The sequence below is a fragment of the Pseudomonas sp. FG-3G genome (genome assembly GCF_901007645.1).
GTDB lineage: Bacteria > Pseudomonadota > Gammaproteobacteria > Pseudomonadales > Pseudomonadaceae > Aquipseudomonas > Aquipseudomonas rhizophila.
In genome coordinates this window covers 95634-112337 of record NZ_CAAKGZ010000032.1, presented here as the reverse complement: position 1 = coordinate 112337, position 16704 = coordinate 95634, and the positions used below count along the sequence as shown (strand labels likewise).

18 protein-coding genes are annotated in these 16704 nt (G+C 52.1%); 7 read left to right on the top strand and 11 right to left on the bottom strand.

Annotated elements, in window-relative coordinates; all coding sequences use genetic code 11:
* Nucleotides 1–244: hypothetical protein (locus tag PSEUDOMOFG3G_RS21865; protein ID WP_218939019.1), on the top strand; the 244-nt coding region annotated here is incomplete at its 5' end.
* On the opposite strand, the gene PSEUDOMOFG3G_RS21860 is transcribed toward PSEUDOMOFG3G_RS21865, so the two are convergent.
* Complete coding sequence (locus PSEUDOMOFG3G_RS21860; RefSeq protein ID WP_139051123.1) at nucleotides 208–624, bottom strand: VOC family protein; 417 nt, start codon at nucleotides 622–624, stop codon at nucleotides 208–210. The two genes, PSEUDOMOFG3G_RS21865 and PSEUDOMOFG3G_RS21860, sit on opposite strands and share 37 nt — an antisense overlap.
* 77 nt (nucleotides 625–701) lie before the next feature.
* A complete protein-coding gene (locus PSEUDOMOFG3G_RS21855; protein WP_139051122.1) occupies nucleotides 702–1679 on the bottom strand; it encodes a hypothetical protein in 978 nt (325 codons plus the stop codon).
* Nucleotides 1680–1867: 188 nt separating this feature from the next.
* Here PSEUDOMOFG3G_RS21855 and PSEUDOMOFG3G_RS21850 point away from each other — a divergent pair, with 188 nt between their 5' ends.
* Nucleotides 1868–2413, top strand: a complete 546-nt coding sequence (locus tag PSEUDOMOFG3G_RS21850; RefSeq protein ID WP_139051121.1) for a DUF4256 domain-containing protein — start codon at nucleotides 1868–1870, stop codon at nucleotides 2411–2413.
* A 320-nt stretch (nucleotides 2414–2733) separates the two neighbouring features.
* On the top strand, nucleotides 2734–3333 hold the full coding sequence (locus PSEUDOMOFG3G_RS21845; protein WP_139051119.1) for a hypothetical protein: 600 nt from the start codon (nucleotides 2734–2736) through the stop codon (nucleotides 3331–3333).
* Nucleotides 3334–3392: 59 nt separating this feature from the next.
* On the opposite strand, the gene PSEUDOMOFG3G_RS21840 is transcribed toward PSEUDOMOFG3G_RS21845, so the two are convergent.
* Together PSEUDOMOFG3G_RS21840 and PSEUDOMOFG3G_RS21835 are read right to left on the bottom strand one after the other, a co-directional pair.
* Nucleotides 3393–4901: a hypothetical protein gene (locus PSEUDOMOFG3G_RS21840; protein ID WP_139051125.1), complete on the bottom strand. Its 1509-nt coding sequence runs from the start codon at nucleotides 4899–4901 to the stop codon at nucleotides 3393–3395.
* Between the two features lie 135 nt (nucleotides 4902–5036).
* Entirely contained in the window at nucleotides 5037–5435 is a 399-nt protein-coding gene (locus PSEUDOMOFG3G_RS21835; RefSeq protein ID WP_139051118.1) for a DUF488 domain-containing protein, read from the bottom strand.
* A gap of 232 nt (nucleotides 5436–5667) precedes the next feature.
* Here PSEUDOMOFG3G_RS21835 and PSEUDOMOFG3G_RS21830 point away from each other — a divergent pair, with 232 nt between their 5' ends.
* Nucleotides 5668–6375 (top strand): class I SAM-dependent methyltransferase, encoded by a 708-nt coding sequence (locus PSEUDOMOFG3G_RS21830; protein WP_139051117.1) that lies wholly within the window; start codon nucleotides 5668–5670, stop codon nucleotides 6373–6375.
* 41 nt (nucleotides 6376–6416) lie between these two features.
* Here PSEUDOMOFG3G_RS21830 and PSEUDOMOFG3G_RS21825 read toward each other — a convergent pair whose 3' ends face one another.
* Both PSEUDOMOFG3G_RS21825 and PSEUDOMOFG3G_RS21820 read right to left on the bottom strand, forming a co-directional pair.
* Complete coding sequence (locus tag PSEUDOMOFG3G_RS21825; RefSeq protein WP_139051116.1) at nucleotides 6417–6647, bottom strand: hypothetical protein; 231 nt, start codon at nucleotides 6645–6647, stop codon at nucleotides 6417–6419.
* Entirely contained in the window at nucleotides 6644–7837 is a 1194-nt protein-coding gene (locus PSEUDOMOFG3G_RS21820) for a colicin E3/pyocin S6 family cytotoxin (protein WP_139051115.1), read from the bottom strand. The genes PSEUDOMOFG3G_RS21825 and PSEUDOMOFG3G_RS21820 overlap by 4 nt, the downstream gene beginning before the upstream one ends.
* Nucleotides 7838–8331: 494 nt before the next feature.
* Between PSEUDOMOFG3G_RS21820 and PSEUDOMOFG3G_RS21815 the strand changes: the two genes are divergently transcribed.
* The gene (locus PSEUDOMOFG3G_RS21815; RefSeq protein WP_139051114.1) at nucleotides 8332–8691 is read left to right on the top strand and encodes a DUF6124 family protein; all 360 of its coding nucleotides are present in this window, start codon (nucleotides 8332–8334) and stop codon (nucleotides 8689–8691) included.
* A gap of 205 nt (nucleotides 8692–8896) precedes the next feature.
* Here PSEUDOMOFG3G_RS21815 and PSEUDOMOFG3G_RS21810 read toward each other — a convergent pair whose 3' ends face one another.
* Nucleotides 8897–9307, bottom strand: coding sequence for a response regulator (locus tag PSEUDOMOFG3G_RS21810; RefSeq protein WP_122507812.1), 411 nt, complete (start codon nucleotides 9305–9307; stop codon nucleotides 8897–8899).
* 1078 nt (nucleotides 9308–10385) lie between these two features.
* On the opposite strand from PSEUDOMOFG3G_RS21810, the gene PSEUDOMOFG3G_RS21805 reads away from it, so the two are divergent.
* A complete protein-coding gene (locus PSEUDOMOFG3G_RS21805) occupies nucleotides 10386–11399 on the top strand; it encodes a DUF3800 domain-containing protein (RefSeq protein ID WP_139051113.1) in 1014 nt (337 codons plus the stop codon).
* A 339-nt stretch (nucleotides 11400–11738) separates the two neighbouring features.
* On the opposite strand, the gene PSEUDOMOFG3G_RS21800 is transcribed toward PSEUDOMOFG3G_RS21805, so the two are convergent.
* Together PSEUDOMOFG3G_RS21800 and PSEUDOMOFG3G_RS21795 are read right to left on the bottom strand one after the other, a co-directional pair.
* Entirely contained in the window at nucleotides 11739–13172 is a 1434-nt protein-coding gene (locus PSEUDOMOFG3G_RS21800; protein ID WP_139051112.1) for a P-loop NTPase fold protein, read from the bottom strand.
* A 163-nt stretch (nucleotides 13173–13335) separates the two neighbouring features.
* Entirely contained in the window at nucleotides 13336–13554 is a 219-nt protein-coding gene (locus PSEUDOMOFG3G_RS21795) for a hypothetical protein (protein WP_139051111.1), read from the bottom strand.
* Nucleotides 13555–13770: 216 nt separating this feature from the next.
* On the opposite strand from PSEUDOMOFG3G_RS21795, the gene PSEUDOMOFG3G_RS21790 reads away from it, so the two are divergent.
* Complete coding sequence (locus PSEUDOMOFG3G_RS21790; RefSeq protein WP_139051110.1) at nucleotides 13771–14298, top strand: hypothetical protein; 528 nt, start codon at nucleotides 13771–13773, stop codon at nucleotides 14296–14298.
* Nucleotides 14299–14430: 132 nt separating this feature from the next.
* Here PSEUDOMOFG3G_RS21790 and PSEUDOMOFG3G_RS21785 read toward each other — a convergent pair whose 3' ends face one another.
* Nucleotides 14431–15369 (bottom strand): hypothetical protein, encoded by a 939-nt coding sequence (locus PSEUDOMOFG3G_RS21785; RefSeq protein ID WP_139051109.1) that lies wholly within the window; start codon nucleotides 15367–15369, stop codon nucleotides 14431–14433.
* A gap of 209 nt (nucleotides 15370–15578) precedes the next feature.
* The gene (locus PSEUDOMOFG3G_RS21780) at nucleotides 15579–16661 is read right to left on the bottom strand and encodes a type I restriction endonuclease (RefSeq protein ID WP_139051108.1); all 1083 of its coding nucleotides are present in this window, start codon (nucleotides 16659–16661) and stop codon (nucleotides 15579–15581) included.
* Nucleotides 16662–16704 lie beyond the last annotated feature (43 nt).

The window sequence follows — 16704 nt, the reverse complement described above, 5'->3', positions numbered from 1 at the left end:
CCCTGTGGGAGCGAGCCTGCTCGCGATGACGGCGGCCCATCCAACATCACCGGTTCAGGCAGACCGCTATCGCGAGCAGGCTCGCTCCCACAGTTTTTTGGTGGTGTTCACGAATTTTGTGCCCGTCACACATCCCCCTGTGGGAGCGAGCCTGCTCGCGATGACGGCGGCCCATCCAACATCACTGGCCCAGACAGACCAAGAAGCTCAGGGCTCCAGCGCGGGCCCCTTCAGCTCAATCTGATTGCCATCCGGATCGAAGCAGTAGATCGACCAGCCTTTCCCCTCCGCGCCATAGCGCATCTGCGCTTTCTCAACACTCAGGCCGGCTGAGGCCAAATGAGCGATGAGGGCTTGTTCATCAAACGGTTCGATGCGCAGGCAGAGGTGGTCGACGTTGTGCCCTTGCTTGCCAGCCGCCGGCCCACCCTCGCGCCCCAGCGGCCCGTCGACAGCCACCAGATCAATCATCGAAACACCGGTGCTGAGGTGGAGCATTCCAAGATCGTCCCGGCGCTTCTTGAGCTCGCAACCGAGCACGGACGTATAGAAAGCGAGGCTGCGCTCGATGTCTTTTACGCGCAGGACGATGTGGTCGATGTGTTGGATCGTGAAGTTCCTCATGCGGGCCTCCTGTTCAGTGCTAGCCGCTAACGGGTTACTTCACCTTAGCTACCCATGCAGGAATGTCGTCGTAAAAGTCAGCTCTGCTGTGCCTGATTAACATCCTCTTGCGCACCGGATGATGCCTGGGGCCCATGACTTAAAAAAATTTTGTTTGCCCTTTGGGACCAACTCAGGAAAACCTCCTCGATACGATTGCACTCCGGCTCATCCAGATACATATGAAAAATCCCATGGGCCAGATACTCGGTGACGCCAATGAGTTTTTCAGTTTCTGTGTAGGTGGCGTTTTTTACGCAAGGAGGGTACTTGATCGTCGATTTTGCGCCGGAGCCGGGCGCCGTTCGTTGACTTTCGATATTCCAGCCTGTCTTCAAATCAGCCAATAACACTTTGATCGAGGCGCAGAATTCGGATGTCAGCAGGGCGAGAACTGCATCCCTATGCTCAAAGGGGGAAATTTTTTCCAGTTGCTCTACAAATGCTTCCAGTTGCCGAAGCTGTACGCGAATGTCGGCAGCCTTGAAACCCAGTGACCGCCATTGTTTGCCGCCTGTTATTTTCAGGTCGGGCTCGCCCTTGCGCGGGCCGATATCCTTGGCTGACAGACTCTTGTCATAGGCATTCTCACGCACGTAGCTGAAGCTCATGAACGCGCGAAGCACGATCTGGTAGATCGCCCTGGTGGTTTCTATCTTCTCTTCGTTGACTCTTTGGGCTTCACGTCTGTGATCTTCTGCTCGTTCCCGTCTGCTTCTTTCCTGGGCATTTCGGCCTTCATGCCGGGATACGAGTATTGCCACGATGATTGCGTAGATGCTGCCGATGCCTTGAAGCCACGCGGGAAGATCCTTGCTGCCCCAAATCAGTACCGCAGACATGATTATGATGAAGGACGTGGCAATGGTGCCGTACATGAACAACTGAGAGTCTTGATTCGATTTTTGATGGGCTTTGCTCAAGGTCTTAGTGATGCCCAGGACAAGTAAGCAGGATAAAACGATGATGAAAAACGTAGCACGTTGCCCGATGGCGTCGGCGGTGAGGAGGGTCATGAGCTGATCTTCGTTGTGACGCTCAGAGGGGCGGGCGTTCCAGGCATTTTCGGGCTTCCTTGGGGTTGATGGCTCAATGCTATCTTTTTGGTCTTCCTTCGGACAAGTAGCCGCGACCGGATTAATTCGCAGTGGTATCAGGCCGGCTATGCTGGAAAGTCGGCACGCCAGCAATAGAGGTAATGACCATGAGAAAACAAGAGCAAGAAACGCTGGTCCACACACTCAAAACCCGCTTCGACCAACACCCCCACCGCCACTCAAACATCCCCTGGGCCGACGTCCACACCCGGCTCGAAGCCAACCCCAATGCCCTGAAATCCCTTCAGGCCATGGAAACCACCGGCGGCGAACCCGACGTCATCGACCAGAATAAAGAGACCGGTCTCATCACCTTCTGCGATTGCGCCAAAGAAAGCCCAACCGGTCGCCGAAGCCTCTGCTACGACCGCGCCGCCCTGGACGCACGCAAGGAGAACAAACCCAAAGGCAGTGCGGTAGAAGTGGCCGAAGAAATGGGCATCGCCCTGCTGACTGAAGACCAGTACCGAGCCTTGCAGCAGCTTGGCGAGTTTGATGCCAAAACGTCCAGTTGGCTGGCAACCCCCCCTGAACTTCGCGCCCTCGGCGGGGCGCTGTTCGGTGACTATCGTTATGAACGGGTGTTCGTTTATCACAATGGTGTGCAGTCGTATTACGCGGCGCGAGGGTTTCGCGGCGTGCTGTGCATTTAAGCAAACCGGTGGCGAGGGAGCTTGCTCCCGTTGGGCTGCGCAGCAGCCCCAAAGCCATTCAACACGATGTAACAGGAAAAACGACATCTGCAGGTTTTACGACTGCTGCGCAGCCGAGCGGGAGCAAGCTCCCTCGCCACAGGTTTTCACCAGATGGTTTACGCCATAGGCGTCCCTGTGTTTTTATACGGGCAGGCACAAGTAGCCTCCCTGCTGCGATGGGAAATACGAAAAATTTAAGTGAACTTACCCACTTATTTAGCCACTGCAAGCAGCATGCTAGTCGAAGTACGTCTTCGATTTGGCTAAAGGAGTGAGCTATGTCCCGTTCAAGTGCTGCTGAGTGTATCGACGACCTCAAAGAGTTGGCCCGCGTGTCTGTCATTGGCGAATACACGTATTGCCAGCGATTGACCCACATCAGCAAAGAGTTCGGTTTCAATAATTTCCATCACTTGCGTAAGGTCGTTGAGCGTCTCCCCGAAGACCTGATCGGCAATATCTCCACCACGCTGATGCGCCGGTATTGCGAGGTGGCTCAGCCCAAGCCAAACGTCGCTTACTATGAATTCCTCTCGGTCAACAACGACACCCGGCTAAGGTTCTATAGCCAATGGGCTGGCTGGGACAAATTTGGGCAGGAAGTCAGGGTGCCCAGGTCGTTGCATGGCGAGTCGGCTCCCCGTCTGCGCAAGTCGCTTGATAAAACCGTCTTTATCGTAGAAACGGACCGTCAGTTAATCGCATGGCGCCATCGCTGGCACGGGCTGTGTTACATCTCCGCTGAGCTCTGCAAAGAGCACATGAAAGAAGCGTTTGAGCGAAAAAAGGCTGTGGTGAAAGGTCCTCGCAATGAGGAGTTTCCCCTGCTGGACGACTTTAGCGATAACTATGCAACGTGGTATCCAGTTATAGAATAACCTCAGCTGGAAGGGGCTCTGAGGAGCCCTTTCTTGTTCCCGCACGCAGCAAAGCCGCCTCACTCAAAGACTAAAACCTCACACCCCTTAGCCTCAACCATCTGCGCAAACCCCGGTAACCGCGCCACAAACTCCGCCTCAAACGCCAGATACCGATCCTGCGCCGCCAGGTAACGAATCTCCGGCTTGACCCGCGCAATATCCTTGGAAGACAGCTTCATCACCTCACTGCTGCGCTGATTCCAAAACCACGCCAAGGTCTGCGTGCCAAACGTATTCGTCCGGTAATTCCACACCCACCAATCCCCATGCCCCCGGGCAACATGCAGTTGCCCATGAAACGTGCGCAACGTGATGACCTGCTTGGGCTGTGTAACAAGCAGGCGGGTGTCCTGGCGCAGTTCACTGCCAAAGCCGTCCAACAGCGCCTTCGTCGTGGCGCCGGTCACGAAGTTGAAGCGCCACGCCAGCAGCACCGTCTCCTGATAGCCCGAGTGCTCAAGGTTCTGCCGCTCGCCTTCGCTGAACAGCAGGACCTCGTCACCGCCCAGGTACGCGGTCGCCGCCCGCAGTTTATAGGCGTCAGCCGGCATCGGCTTGGCGGCAGTGGCCGGCTTCGGCGGGTCTTGTTTCCAGACCCAGCACCGCGGGCCGTTGTGCTGCATGAACAGCAAGCGGCGCGGGCCGATGGGCAGGATCGTCAGTTCATCCGCGTACTCGAAAATAATCTCGCTGGAGTCCGCCGTGATCCGCCAGATCCGAGTCAAATGCTCGGGCTCGTAAATACGCTGGCGTTCGAATATCTCAGAGTCGACTACTACACAGGGCTCTTCAAACTCCGACCATTCCATCCCGGCGGGCCCGAAACTCTGGATGTCATCGCCTTGGCGAATCTCGTATTGGTAGCGGTCATCCGAACTGTAAGCGCCGCTTTTCACCCGGCGCTTCCACAGGCTGCGTTGGGCATTGGCATCGATGAGCTGCAAGTCTGCGCCGTCCACCCCATCGGTGCGGTGTTCGAGCATGTCCTGCTCAGCGGGCGGCCATGGGTTGTAATCGATCAGAAAACACAGCCACTGGTCTTCGTCCTGCTCGGTGATGGCGGCCCAGCCGTTGCGGTAGTTGTAGTCATGCACGTAAGTGGGGCCGGGATAGTCGTGGACGTCCTGTAGCCAGTTCAGCTTACTGCGCTTGGGCTTGCTGGATTTACGGTCGGGGGCGGCAGGCTTTTGCGGTTCGATCAGCCTCGGCGTGAACCTCGGTTCTGCGCTTTGACCTTGCCAGTGTTGTGCAAAAGCCTCGCGTTGATCGGCTGGGACAATCACCGGTCGGTAATCATCACCGCCGGCGTCCAGGTTCCACAGGTCAAAGCCGTGACGCGCCAGCACAGGTACCAACGCCTCGAAACAGACCTCGGCCATTTCGTTGGAAAGCTCATCCAACAGCGCCTCGAATTCCGGCCCGGAAAACACACCGATGTCGGGATAGTAATGCTGCAGCAGCCCAAGCAACTCAGCGCCGGGTGTTTTCCAATCGATATGAACCAAGGGATCAAAACGGGATTGCATCACGCCAGCCTTCCTTGTGAACTCGCCTGCGCGCCATCTTAGCCGCACCCCGCCTGAAAAGAATAACTACCACCGTGGCGAGGGAGCTTGCTCCCGCTGGGCTGCGCAGCGGCCCCAAAACCATCCTGCCGCCCATCAGAACTCCCCACCCAAATAACAAACCGGCGAACTCCCCTCCGCCTGCTTCTCCACCTCATCCTCCAACCATTCAGCCAACACCACGGCATTGTTCTCGACCGTGGACTTGGCGGCATATACCAGAGTGAGATTGCCGCCCCGCGCAACATCCACCAACCGCCACCACCCCTCCGGCCGTGCAGCCAACTCCTTGCGATAGGCCACCTTGAACTGCTCAAACGAAACCGCCCCCGCTTTGAACGCCTTGCGCAGCTCATGAGAAGGCGCCACCTCCGGCAGCCACTGCGCGATGGGGAGTTCGTCCTTGTGACAATTACGCGGCCATAGACGGTCCACCAGTACCCGTACGCCGTCCTCGGTGCTGGCTGCTTCGTAGGCTCGTTTGCAGTGGATCATGGGGGCCTGCCTGTGGGAGAGGGGACAGCGTCAGAATAGGCCGAGGTCAGTGATCGGGTTGAGTCCCCCCTCGCAACCTGCTGAGATAATCCTAATATCAATGCTCGACTGGGGTCCTGGGAAGTGCTGATCCACAGCATGGCGGCCGCAAAGGTGTGGGGCTTGACAGGTCTGGGATACTGAAAGCAGTACCGCGGTTACGCGATGCGTCTATCACGACACAAGGTGCCCTATGCGCAGTGAAGACCTCAAGATATTGTTCGACCAGCAAGCTGTCAGCTACGACAAGCAATGGGAAAGGATGGCGCCGATTCGCGCCGCCCTCTATTTGCTGCTCGAATCTCAGTTCGCCGGCCTGCCGGAAAATGCCCGGATACTCTGCGTCGGCGTTGGCACGGGGGCGGAACTTGCCCATCTGGCGGAGCGCTTCCCCGGCTGGCATTTCACTGCTGTCGACCCTTCGGGCGCTATGCTTGATGTCTGTCGTCAGAGGGCTGTTCAGCATGGCTTTCTCGCGCGCTGCCATTTTCACGAAGGCTACCTGGATGCGCTCGTCGCCGAGGCCAGCTACGACGCGGCTACCTGCTTGCTGGTCTCCCAATTCTTGTTGGAAAAAGGTGCCCGTATCAGGTTCTTTCGCGAAATAGCCCAGCGCCTTAAACCCCACGGAATATTGGCGAACGCCGACCTTGCCTCTGATACCGAATCGCCTGCCTATGAGGTGCTGTTACGCAGTTGGATGACATTGATGTCCTCCGATGGTCTTCAGCCAGAAGTGCTGGAGCGAGCGCGTATTGCTTACGCCAGAGATGTTGCGATCCTGCCTGCGCAACAGGTCGCGAGCCTTATCAAGGCCGCCGGGTTTGACGCTCCTGTGCAGTTCTTTCAGGCGGGATTGATGCACGGGTGGGTCTGTACGCGGCAGGCAGATGTGGAGTGAGTTAGAAGTGTTGGGCGAAGCCGCCAGAGTACTCCTTGGCTTTATTCAAGACAGACGATTTGAATGATGCGGTTGTCGCCATTCAATGTGGTATGGGTCCATTTCTCTAATGTTTCTATCTGCTCCGGTGAAAGATCATAGCCATCATATGGGTCGTCAGGTTGTGTCCAGCCCATCAGCTCAGCGAGTTGTGCTGAATACGACTGTGGAATTTCCACGCTCTGCAACAACTCTTCGGACGTTGTGTCGAAAATTTCAATAACGTGTTTCATTTTTCTACCCTCCTTGATGGGTTTGCGGGTTTTGTTTGTTCACCCGTTTCAGAATCGAACTCACCAAGGTGTTTACCTTGTTTTGTGTACAGCTCTACGGTGCCATGCTGTGAGTCCCATTCATAAATTTTTCCTGAGCGATCTTTCCATCGTCGGCGTTTTTTACCTCCTCCACGTACAGCAGTTTTTAATGGGGCAGACGTTGCGTCTGGAAACGCCGGAAGTGACGATGGAGCAGGGTAGTACTTGTGATCCCCCGGAACACTCAAAACCACATAAACCGGCCGAACCCCCGAATCCGCCGGAAACACCAGAATGAAATCCCTGTACTCCGGCGGATAGATCGGGTCGACGATGATGCTGTCGGCCATCGGCGTCGACGGGTAGATCCAGATGGGAGGTGCCTGAGGCGCCGCTTCCAGAGCGGGAATGCCAAGGGTGTCGGACGGGTTGGTAACCGGCGTCCAGATCAGTTCGATGCCATCCCCCAGGTCGGCGATGAACTGATCGGCTCGCGACGTGAACTGAACAACATCAACCATTTCCCAATCGGGATTCTGGCCGGTGTAAAAGCCGTAGCCCTTGAGGCTGCCATCGGCCTGCTGCTCGATGCTCAAACGCATGCGGCTGCGGGCCTGCTTAAGGTTGCGTAACTGCTCTTCGCTGTAGAGCGCGCTGTCGCCCAGATTGGACGGCCAGAGCAGGGCGACGATGCCGGTCAGCAGCGCTGCGCCGACGGTGCCGCTGGCAGCCGCAGCCGTGGAAGTTGCCGAACCGCCCAGCGCGAGCCTGCCCAAGGTAACGGGCACCGTGCCTGCGCCGATCCGCCTGAGGGGAATCGTGCCGGATGGGTCGGCGCTCCGGCCGCCGAGCCACATGAGATCGCCGTACTGCTTGACCAGATCTGCCGGCACGTAGCCGTTGGGGTTGCTGTAATCGATGATGCCGTTGGGGAGCTTGCAGCTCTTGGCAAACACGCATCCGGCCACGGAGGAAAAAGGCTTGTTACCCACCGCGGCCCAGCGCGCTTGTTCATAGGCAGCTTGCCGGGCAAGCATGGCTTCGTAAGCCTGCTGCCGGGTTTCGCGCTCGGTCAGTTCGCTGGCGGTCATGTCCCGATAAGTGACGTGATGCCCATCGCCGCTGGGCGGGTTTCGGACCTGGGGGATGTCTTTTTTGCGTGCCGCCACGTAGTGAGTCTCGTCCGGAAAAAATGCAGGACAGACGCTAACGCGGGAACAGAGGGGCGCGATGTAGGAGCTTTCTTGAAGTCGTTGTTCTGGTTTCCTCAATACCGGTAGGGCTGGCTATTCGAGGCTCGAAACAATCTGCAGCGTCAGATCAGGCTGTCAGACATTGGGCGCCCGCAACTCGCCAACCGACCTCGCCTTGCGCCTTTGCCTACAACTACGCCAGAATCCGCCGGCTTGTTCGCCTTGGGTTGCGTCGGTAGTTTGGGACCTGTCACTGCTCATCAGTGATCGGGTTTAGCAGCTCGCGGTGAAACAGGTTGTGCAAGGCGTCATCCAGTCAGGAATCTCCATCCTGCACTTGATGGTGGCTGTGCGCAGGGCGTCCCCGGACGCGCCGGTTTCTTGTTTCCCCGGTCTGCTAACCTGCGTACAGCTGCCTCCCATCGTTTAGCAGCGAGCGGGTGATGGCTCCAACTACAGGAAGCAAGACGATGGCAAAAGTTACTCCGAATCCTCCTGCGACAAACGAACCTACGTCCCGCGCCCAGTCCGCCCGCAACAAGAAAATCGACGACGCTGCCACGCGAGCGTTGGATTTTTATCTGAAGCCCAAGCCTGAGAACGAAACGTCTGACAAGTCCGACTCCATTTTACGGATTGATCCGGGGGTGGATTCTGAGTGCTTGCTTGCGAATCTGAGTGAGAACCTGGCTTCGGCGAATGCCATGATCAGTGATTTGGCGTTTGATCTGGATGGGTCTCGGCGGCGTGTTGCGTTGGGGATTTTGCAGGTGATTGAGGTGAGTGAGCTGTTGGCGAATCGGGCGTTGGATATTGTTGAGGTGAGGTAGGGCAACAGTGCTGCGTGCGGCCCGGATGAAAAAAAGGTCTTGCCTAGCAAGACCTTTTTTTTTTGCCCCGAGGGAGACTCGCTTGTTCCAGATATCCTGTGGTCTGTAGAGGATTCCGAAAGTTTGGGATACAAGCTGGGATACACGGTGTGCTCTGTTAGCCTTCTCATCCTTTCGCCGGGCTGTATCGACGACTGATTGCGACCTACAGTTTCTGTATAGGGAAGTCGGGTTGTAGCAAATCAGCTATCGAAACCAAGAGCTCATCGATCGTCCACGGTTTCTGAAGGTAGACCGTAGGAGCAGACACTGTTGCAGGCAAGAGTTCGTAACCGGACATCAATAATGTTTTGACGGACGGCCACTTTTCTCTGACCAGTCGAATAAGCTCCATCCCGTTGAGCTGGCCCGGCACGCCGTAGTCAGCGATCACAAGGCAGCAGTGCTTGCTTGATTGCAAGAGATACACCAGGGCGTCATCGGCTGACTCAAACGTGACGGCCTCCGCGCCTAACTCCTCCACGATGTGTTGGGTAATCCTACGCAGAGTCGGATCGTCCTCGATGATCAATATCTCACCATCGATTCGTCTCATTCCTTCCCAGTTTGCGATCATAGATGGCCTTATCATCGCCTTAGGCGGACGAACGTGAAGGTGAAGTCTAGCGCCAAACTGCCTCGCTTGTTTTCCGAACCTTTAACAACGAGCGAAACGGGTCCGGATCGCCTGGCGATTGAAAAATAGCCGGGGGCCCCTGGCGATATTGAGTAGACACGGGGTCGGAAACCCGCGGGATCTTGGTAGCGACAGAGATTGCACCTTACTGAAATTTCAACGTTGAAATTGAAAGGATCCTGACGAAAACAGGGGATCGTTACCGCTACGGTAAAGGTGAGCCCTTGTGTTGTTGATAGCGAACAGTTGATCCCGGTCAACCTTGGGGATGGTGTCAACCACGTCAACCTGTCAACCGACGTAGAAAACTTAGTCGCTAACAAGATGCTGCGGGTTCTTTGCCCCGTACCCATTCGAAATGCCCAGGGCCCCCAGCGAGCTACCAAGCGATAGGGCAAATGCACAGGTGAACCACCAGTTCACCTGTTCACTAAGCTGTGCACTTTTTCGCTAACACGATCACGCGGGTTTCCGACCCCGTGTCTTAAAGAAACCTCAGGGTCCCCGGCAAAATTTGGAACTGCTCCTGACGTTCGCTGGTGGCATTGATGCTTCCGGGGAGCGGGGGAATACGCATCCTTCTGAAAAGCAGTGTTACGAACGTTACTGGTGTAACGGTTGTCGATAACTGACTGTATTTATTAGATATTATCGGCGTAACACTGTGTATGAGCATGAGTTTTTAGGAGTGTTACTAAGCCAACTGGTGTAACGCTTCCGAGGTCTGAAGTAGACCCATAAAACAGGAAAGACGCTCTCGTCGAACTCTCCCCTGCCCATCAGCAACGATTGGCAGTTAGGTATGAACACTTTGCTAGGCGTCAGCAAGCTATCAGCGATTAGCCCGCTGGTGTGGCAGGCCGCTACCGGCCAAAAGCGGACGGCCAGAGCGGGGGCAGCCCAATCCTCTTAGCCTTTCTAGCTTTACTTGGCTCTCCGCTGCACAATATCCTACGAGTCCACATATGGACACTTCGCATTTATTAAGAAGTTATAGTCATCGAAAAGGAATTTATTTTTGAATATTTTTATTGACGAGTCGGGAAATTTCATCCACTCACTTAACGAAAAATCCTGGTCAGTTGTTGGAGCACTAGCTATCCCTGAAGATTCTCTTGCAGAAGCACACTTAATACTCAAAGAGTTCAAAGAGAATGCTGGAGCTTCCTCAAGCGAAGAAGCAAAAGACAGGTCTACCTACGAAGACGGAAGCATTAAAAAACTAGCCTCATCTCTTGGGCGAATTAACTGTTCTTTGTACTGCATCGCTCTCTACGGAGGGCCGGATTCTGAAAGCGATGTAGATGCACTAAAGAAACAAAAAATAGAAGCATTACGCATTGGCAATAAAAATAGTTCATTTGAAGCAATACAGCTTGCAGAAAAAACAATAAAAACAATTGAAAAACTGTCTCCGCAATTATACTTTCAAGCTATCGCACATATATCATTAATAAAGCAATTCATCAGCAAGGGCATTACGCATTACGCACTGCACGCTCCCGAGGCGCTATCAAGTTTCACTTGGCGGATAGATAGAAAAAACAAACAAAAGAAAATGCCATTTGAAGAAATAATTGAAGCTATGGTGACGGGATCTATACAAGAGCAATCTAGGGAAGAGCCTTCGCCCAGAGTAGTAGGAAGAAATTACTCCTACGTTGACAAATATCTTATTCCTGCACCCGAAGATTCCCCCTTTCCAAAAGACTCCCCTTATGCCAACGCAGGGGGATGGGACTTGATAAGAATTGTGCACGAGGACTATAAGCTAGAAAATTCGGAGGATTCCGAGGGAATACAGCTTGCTGACATCTTAGTATCAAGCGTACGCAGATGCCTGAGAGACAGCTTCGACGACCCCGAATCAGTGGCAGAGTCGTTGGGTGGCCTCATGATCGAATCGCACCTTAAAGAACCCTGCGTTCGAGTTTTCAACTTTGGAAAATCGCCTAGTAGTATTGGCCACGCTGAAGAAATATTAAATTGCTTCAATCTCACCGCGCAGCTAGCAGTTAAGGTGAGGTTGTAACCAACAGCAGTCTACAATGTTCGCAATGATTTATCGAAGATAGAGGAGGGCACTGGCAACATCCAACAATAGCTGCTCTCCCTGTAAACCGTAACTGTTTTCCCCCTGACTATGACAGGCCGTTTTCAGCCAGCGCCTGTCAGGGTATAACAGGCACTTCAGTAATAAACTGACGAATTCAAACGTCCGCTATTGGCTGATTGCTGCCCGTCACGAACGGCAGAAATCGGCCAACAGCAGCCATTTCGGACGCGTCTAAAAAATCATATTCCACACAGTACCCAAAAATAGCCAGGTGGAAAAAACCGCGGTGAACCACGGTTGTTTTTCAGCGTTAATTCAAGAAACATCCATTTTGTTGACGAGTTCGATCCGTGAAGATGCAAGCTTCTGCATTTCGCTACGTCCTCGAAAAGCTCTAGCATCAGATGCAAACTCTACAACAGTTCGTACAACTGCTTCCTGCGGGTCTTTTTCTGGCATTTGAATCAGCCAGTTTCTCCAAGGAGTAATCAAATGTTCAACGGGAACTTGTTCATACGGATCTCGCGCCGCAGCGATCAGATAACCGACAACCACAGCCATTTGATGGTTAAGGGCTACCTTTCCAATGGGGCCATCTAAGATGAACTCGGCCACTTCGTTTGCACATGACGCATTTGCTGTATATCTATGAAAGAGATTCGGATTTTCCTGCCGCAGTACCATTAGGGGGATTAACAAAGGAATATCTAAGAGGTGATTTTTTGGAATGCTGCGTAGTATCAATCTTAGCCTAACAACAAGTTGATCAATATCTCGAAGAGTAAACTTAAATCGTAGTGCTAAAAAATTTAATACTTTTGCGCCGTACTCATAGTCGTCGCGCTCGGAGTTTCGCGACTTAAAGTAATCTAATATATCAGGTTGCCTAATTCGAGCATTAATGTATGCTTCTACATCCACCAGGTTTAGATGGTAATCCAAATCGATAAACCTTCTCAAATAATGAGATCCATCGAATGCTGAACCATAAACCCCCTGGAAACTCTTACTCAGCTGGTCTCGATTTATTGCAAGAACAAAGACTAGGCGGTCCACGTCGAATAAATGCTTTATTCTTTCCAGAACCTCAATTGCGTAAGTTGGCTTGCATCTATCCAGCTCATCAACAAACAGAATTAGATTTTCTTGCCCATCTGGCAATGCATCGAGAGCCTTACTCAACTGAACTTTAAAGCGCTCTAAGGATTTCTGTTTGATATTAAAGCTTTCTACTAAGCTACCAACAGAGCCACCTGCTAGCTCGGAAGCGAGTTTTTCGTATTCCTTATCTAGATCCAAAGCTCCAAAGGTGGCAGCCTTTGTGGCAGCAACTGCGGTGGACTTGATAATGCTTGGCGCATATGTTTTCGCTTTCTCCCACGCATTTCTGACGGCAGGCGTATTACTTTGGTCGCTAAGCCAGCGATCCAGTACCGATAACATCGGCAGCAAGGGGTCCTCGGCGAAATCGCTTTCCCAAGCATTGAGATATAGGCTGACTTTATTTTCGTAACTCAAGTAACACTGCCAAAGCCGGAAAAAAGTAGTTTTTCCTCCCCCCCACGGGGCATCTATAGCGAATACCAACGGAGACTGCGCATTCAGCAATACTGGCGAAAGATTTTCAATCTCTGCATGCCGCCCCAGTAAGTCTTGAGGACAAGGCCAAGTGTTTGCGTCGAATTCGAGACTTTTGAAGCGTAGTTGGATTGATTTTTTCTCAGAAGGAGTTGTATCGTCCGTAGCCACAAGGTATCTCCTATTTTAAATTCGTGTTGACGATGACGATGCTCGTCTGAGTATCACCGAATCGCCACTCATTTTGTCGATCAGTTTTTTAGTCCGCTCTTGGCCGAAAGCTGACGGCCACGCCTGACCGTCTTATGACCGATTGCTGCCTGCAAAGGCGATATTAGGATTGCCGTATCCGCATAATCGCATCTGTGATCGCTTTTGCATTTGTATCTAAGGTCTCCATAGCCATCACAGCGTTATCTGCAACCACTGCCACTCCATTGGCTGCAAGCCAAACGGCGACATCCTCGATTGCCGCCGCCAGTGCATGCTGGTTGTGCAGGAGCAATGTCAGGGCGTCCGCAGTGGCGATATTGGAAGCCGAGTTACTTGGCATGCTATCCATCCTGGAAATGAGGGGTTTGCAAAGCCTAGCTCATGCGGCCGCATTTGAGTGGCTTAGATACGCATGATCGGAGCCAGCAGCCGCTTTTGACCTTAGCTGAAACTCACGGGTAGATTTTCGTCAGCGTGGATCGACCTAATGCCACTCGTAAGGTCATTGCTTAGACGGTACTGTATACGCCGGACAAATTCATAGGATCGGATACCCATGAGGACTAAGACCATACCCGTCGGCCAACTGATTATTGAAGGTCTCGGAGATACAGATAATGCTTATGAATACGTTTCCGAGTTGATGCCTCTAATCGGAGAGGTTGTCCTCTGGTTTAATACCCTTGAGGCGGACATCGATAGTATTCTATGCGGATTCATATCTGACCGAACGGATCAAAAAGGTCTCTTGGTCGTGGGCAATATGATGTATGCCACTAAGTTAGATTTGTTCGAGCGATTCACATCCGATTTTTTCCGTGGCATAGGCGATCAGCCTGTCTGGTTTTCACAACTTCTATCAGACCTTCGGGAATGTGGAAGCCTTCGCAACAAGGTTGTTCATGCGAATTGGATGCACACCAATGAGGATGGGTATACCCAAGTCAAAATCAAATTCAGTAAGCGGGGGCTTGAGCATGAACTTGTACAATTCTCCAAAGACTCGCTCGAACTCATCATCGGTAAAATTGAGGCTACGAGAGACCAATTGGATTACCTCAATGTGGAATTTTTACCCTGCTGATGTGCGTTAGGAACGAGACAAGGTGGCGATGGTGTAGAACTCCTCCCGGGGAATGTGTTGAGGCAATGAGAGACTGCTTCTGGCTGGAAGGTATTGCTCTCAAAGTTCCGCTTTTGGCCGAAAGTGGACAGTTCAACGTATAAGGCGAACCTTTGGAGAGTTTCCAGCCAATGGGTCAATGGCTTTGACCAAACGAGCAATATGTAAGCATGGATCCAGAGACATGTCTTTTATTTTAAATTTAAATTCGTTGTCTATCTGTGGCATGGCTTGCTTTTGCTTTGAGATTATTGCTCCTAGCCGTACTGAGGAATGATGCGCTTTTAGTGTGGCCGCGAGCGGTTGAGGTGTTTCTTGATACCTCATCGCAGTCGTGCACATAACATCCGATAGTAGCGTTTCCGGCAATGCGGGTAGGCCGGCATTTTTCCATTCTGTGTGTAATGCACCTTGAATGTCGTGACCATCCGCCCCGCTCATTTTGATGTCGAATGCACGCAGGATCTCTTTCATGATTTTTTCCACAAATGAAAGACTTTCCCACCGAGCAAGGGCATAAGTAGCCTTGCTGTGAAGAATATAGTTGGCCGCAGCGCTTATGTGAATAATGCTCGCAGGATTGAAAACACTAATATTGTAAAGAGCGTTGTAATAATCAGTATATTCTTGCTCCAGAAGCGAATGTCTTTTCGAAGAGATTGAAGAAGCACTACTTTCTGTGATATCAATCACTGCTTGGGTCAACGGTATTTCATCTACGCGCAGCAAAGGCATTCTCAGTAAATACGCGCTGCCGTCAATCTCACAAGCTATGGAAGGAAAGCAATAGGAAATATGACTTCTGTCTCCATAATGCTCGTCAATCCAATTGCTAACGTTTTTACCGGCATTATCCGGATACGAACCGAAAATTACTCTATAGCCATCTTTTTGGATGGTATCTATAGCGGTGAATACCGCCATTCTGGGGTCCGCTAGTCCGGCTATCCGATGTTTTACATAAAGCATGTATAAATGGAATTTTTCGGTGCCCTGGTCTAGGTCATCCTGTGTGATCTCGATTTTTTTCATTCTCTGGAAGTCCATTTATGTTACTGAGGCCGTACAACCACAAGGTGGCGATCTGGGCTAGGACAGCAGCAACAGTGTATGCCGCATTAGAGGTGGATGGATGAGTCGCTTCTGGCCGAAAGCTGGCAGTCACCAATACCAGCTATTGGCCGGAGATTAGCGTAATCCCAGTCCCTGGGCCTGTAGGCAAAGGACTGGGAAGTCCTTGCTCAGGCTTCTTGGTAAAAAGATATCGTCTCTTTTAGCGAGGCTGAAAACTCATAGATCTCGTCGAGTGAGTTGATAGGGTGGCGCGTTTCGACTTTGTCTTTGTCAAAAATCCCAAGATATTTTTGGCTACGATTGAAGTGGAGTCTCGCGATAGGTTTGCGGTTGTTGTCGTCTAGAAGTATACCGAAGTAGCTCTGGGTGTCTCTGCTGGCTATGCGCTTTGCATCTATGACGGTCCGGATAATCGCTTTGATTATATGAAAACCTTCCAGCTCCTCCATCGTAGTCAGAATACGATCTTCAGGCTCTTGTTGGGCTTCAGCCTGATTTTCAGCGACGACCGATTCAGCGGGCGTGGGAAATGTGGCTTTGCTCATCGCCGACTTCAACCTGTCGTTGATTTGGTCACTGAGAAACTGGGCTGCGGCTTTCCTTGTGAGCTGAGTAAACTGATCTCGCACTTTCTGGGTTATGACCCCTTCGTAGACGCGCGATGCGAAGAAGCGCACGAAATCATCATCAGGTTCGGTGAACTGCGTAGCCATTTCCTTTTTTATGTTTCCCACGTACTTCAGTTCGCCTGCGGCATTGATGATCGAGTCAACGTCGAAAGCGGACTTCGTAAGCTTTTGAAGTTCAGGGATTACGTGCTCATCAATATTAAGCAGGTCGATCTCTAGAAACGGCTTTTCATCCATTTTGTTTGGTGCATCTAGATCGGTGTAGAACCGATAAAACCTGCCATTTGTAAGAATGGAAATTCGTGCAGTGGTGACATGAAAGTATCGGAAAAGTTGGCTCGCATGGTTGATATTGAGCGGCTCGCCGACTTTTTTTGTTTCGATCAATATCTGGATTTGGCCATTTTTCAAAATCGCGTAATCAATTTTTTCTCCTTTTTTCGTGCCCACATCGCAGACGTATTCTGGAACAACTTCGGAAGGGTCGAATACATCATAGCCCAGCACGGTATGAATGAACGGCATGACGAAAGCAGTTTTCGTTGCTTCCTCCGTTTGTATAGTCGACGCTAGCTGATTGACCTTCGCTGACATTGCGTTCAAGCGTTCTACAAAATCCATTTCACTGCTCCGTTACACGTTCACCCGATCAGGGTCGTAGAGG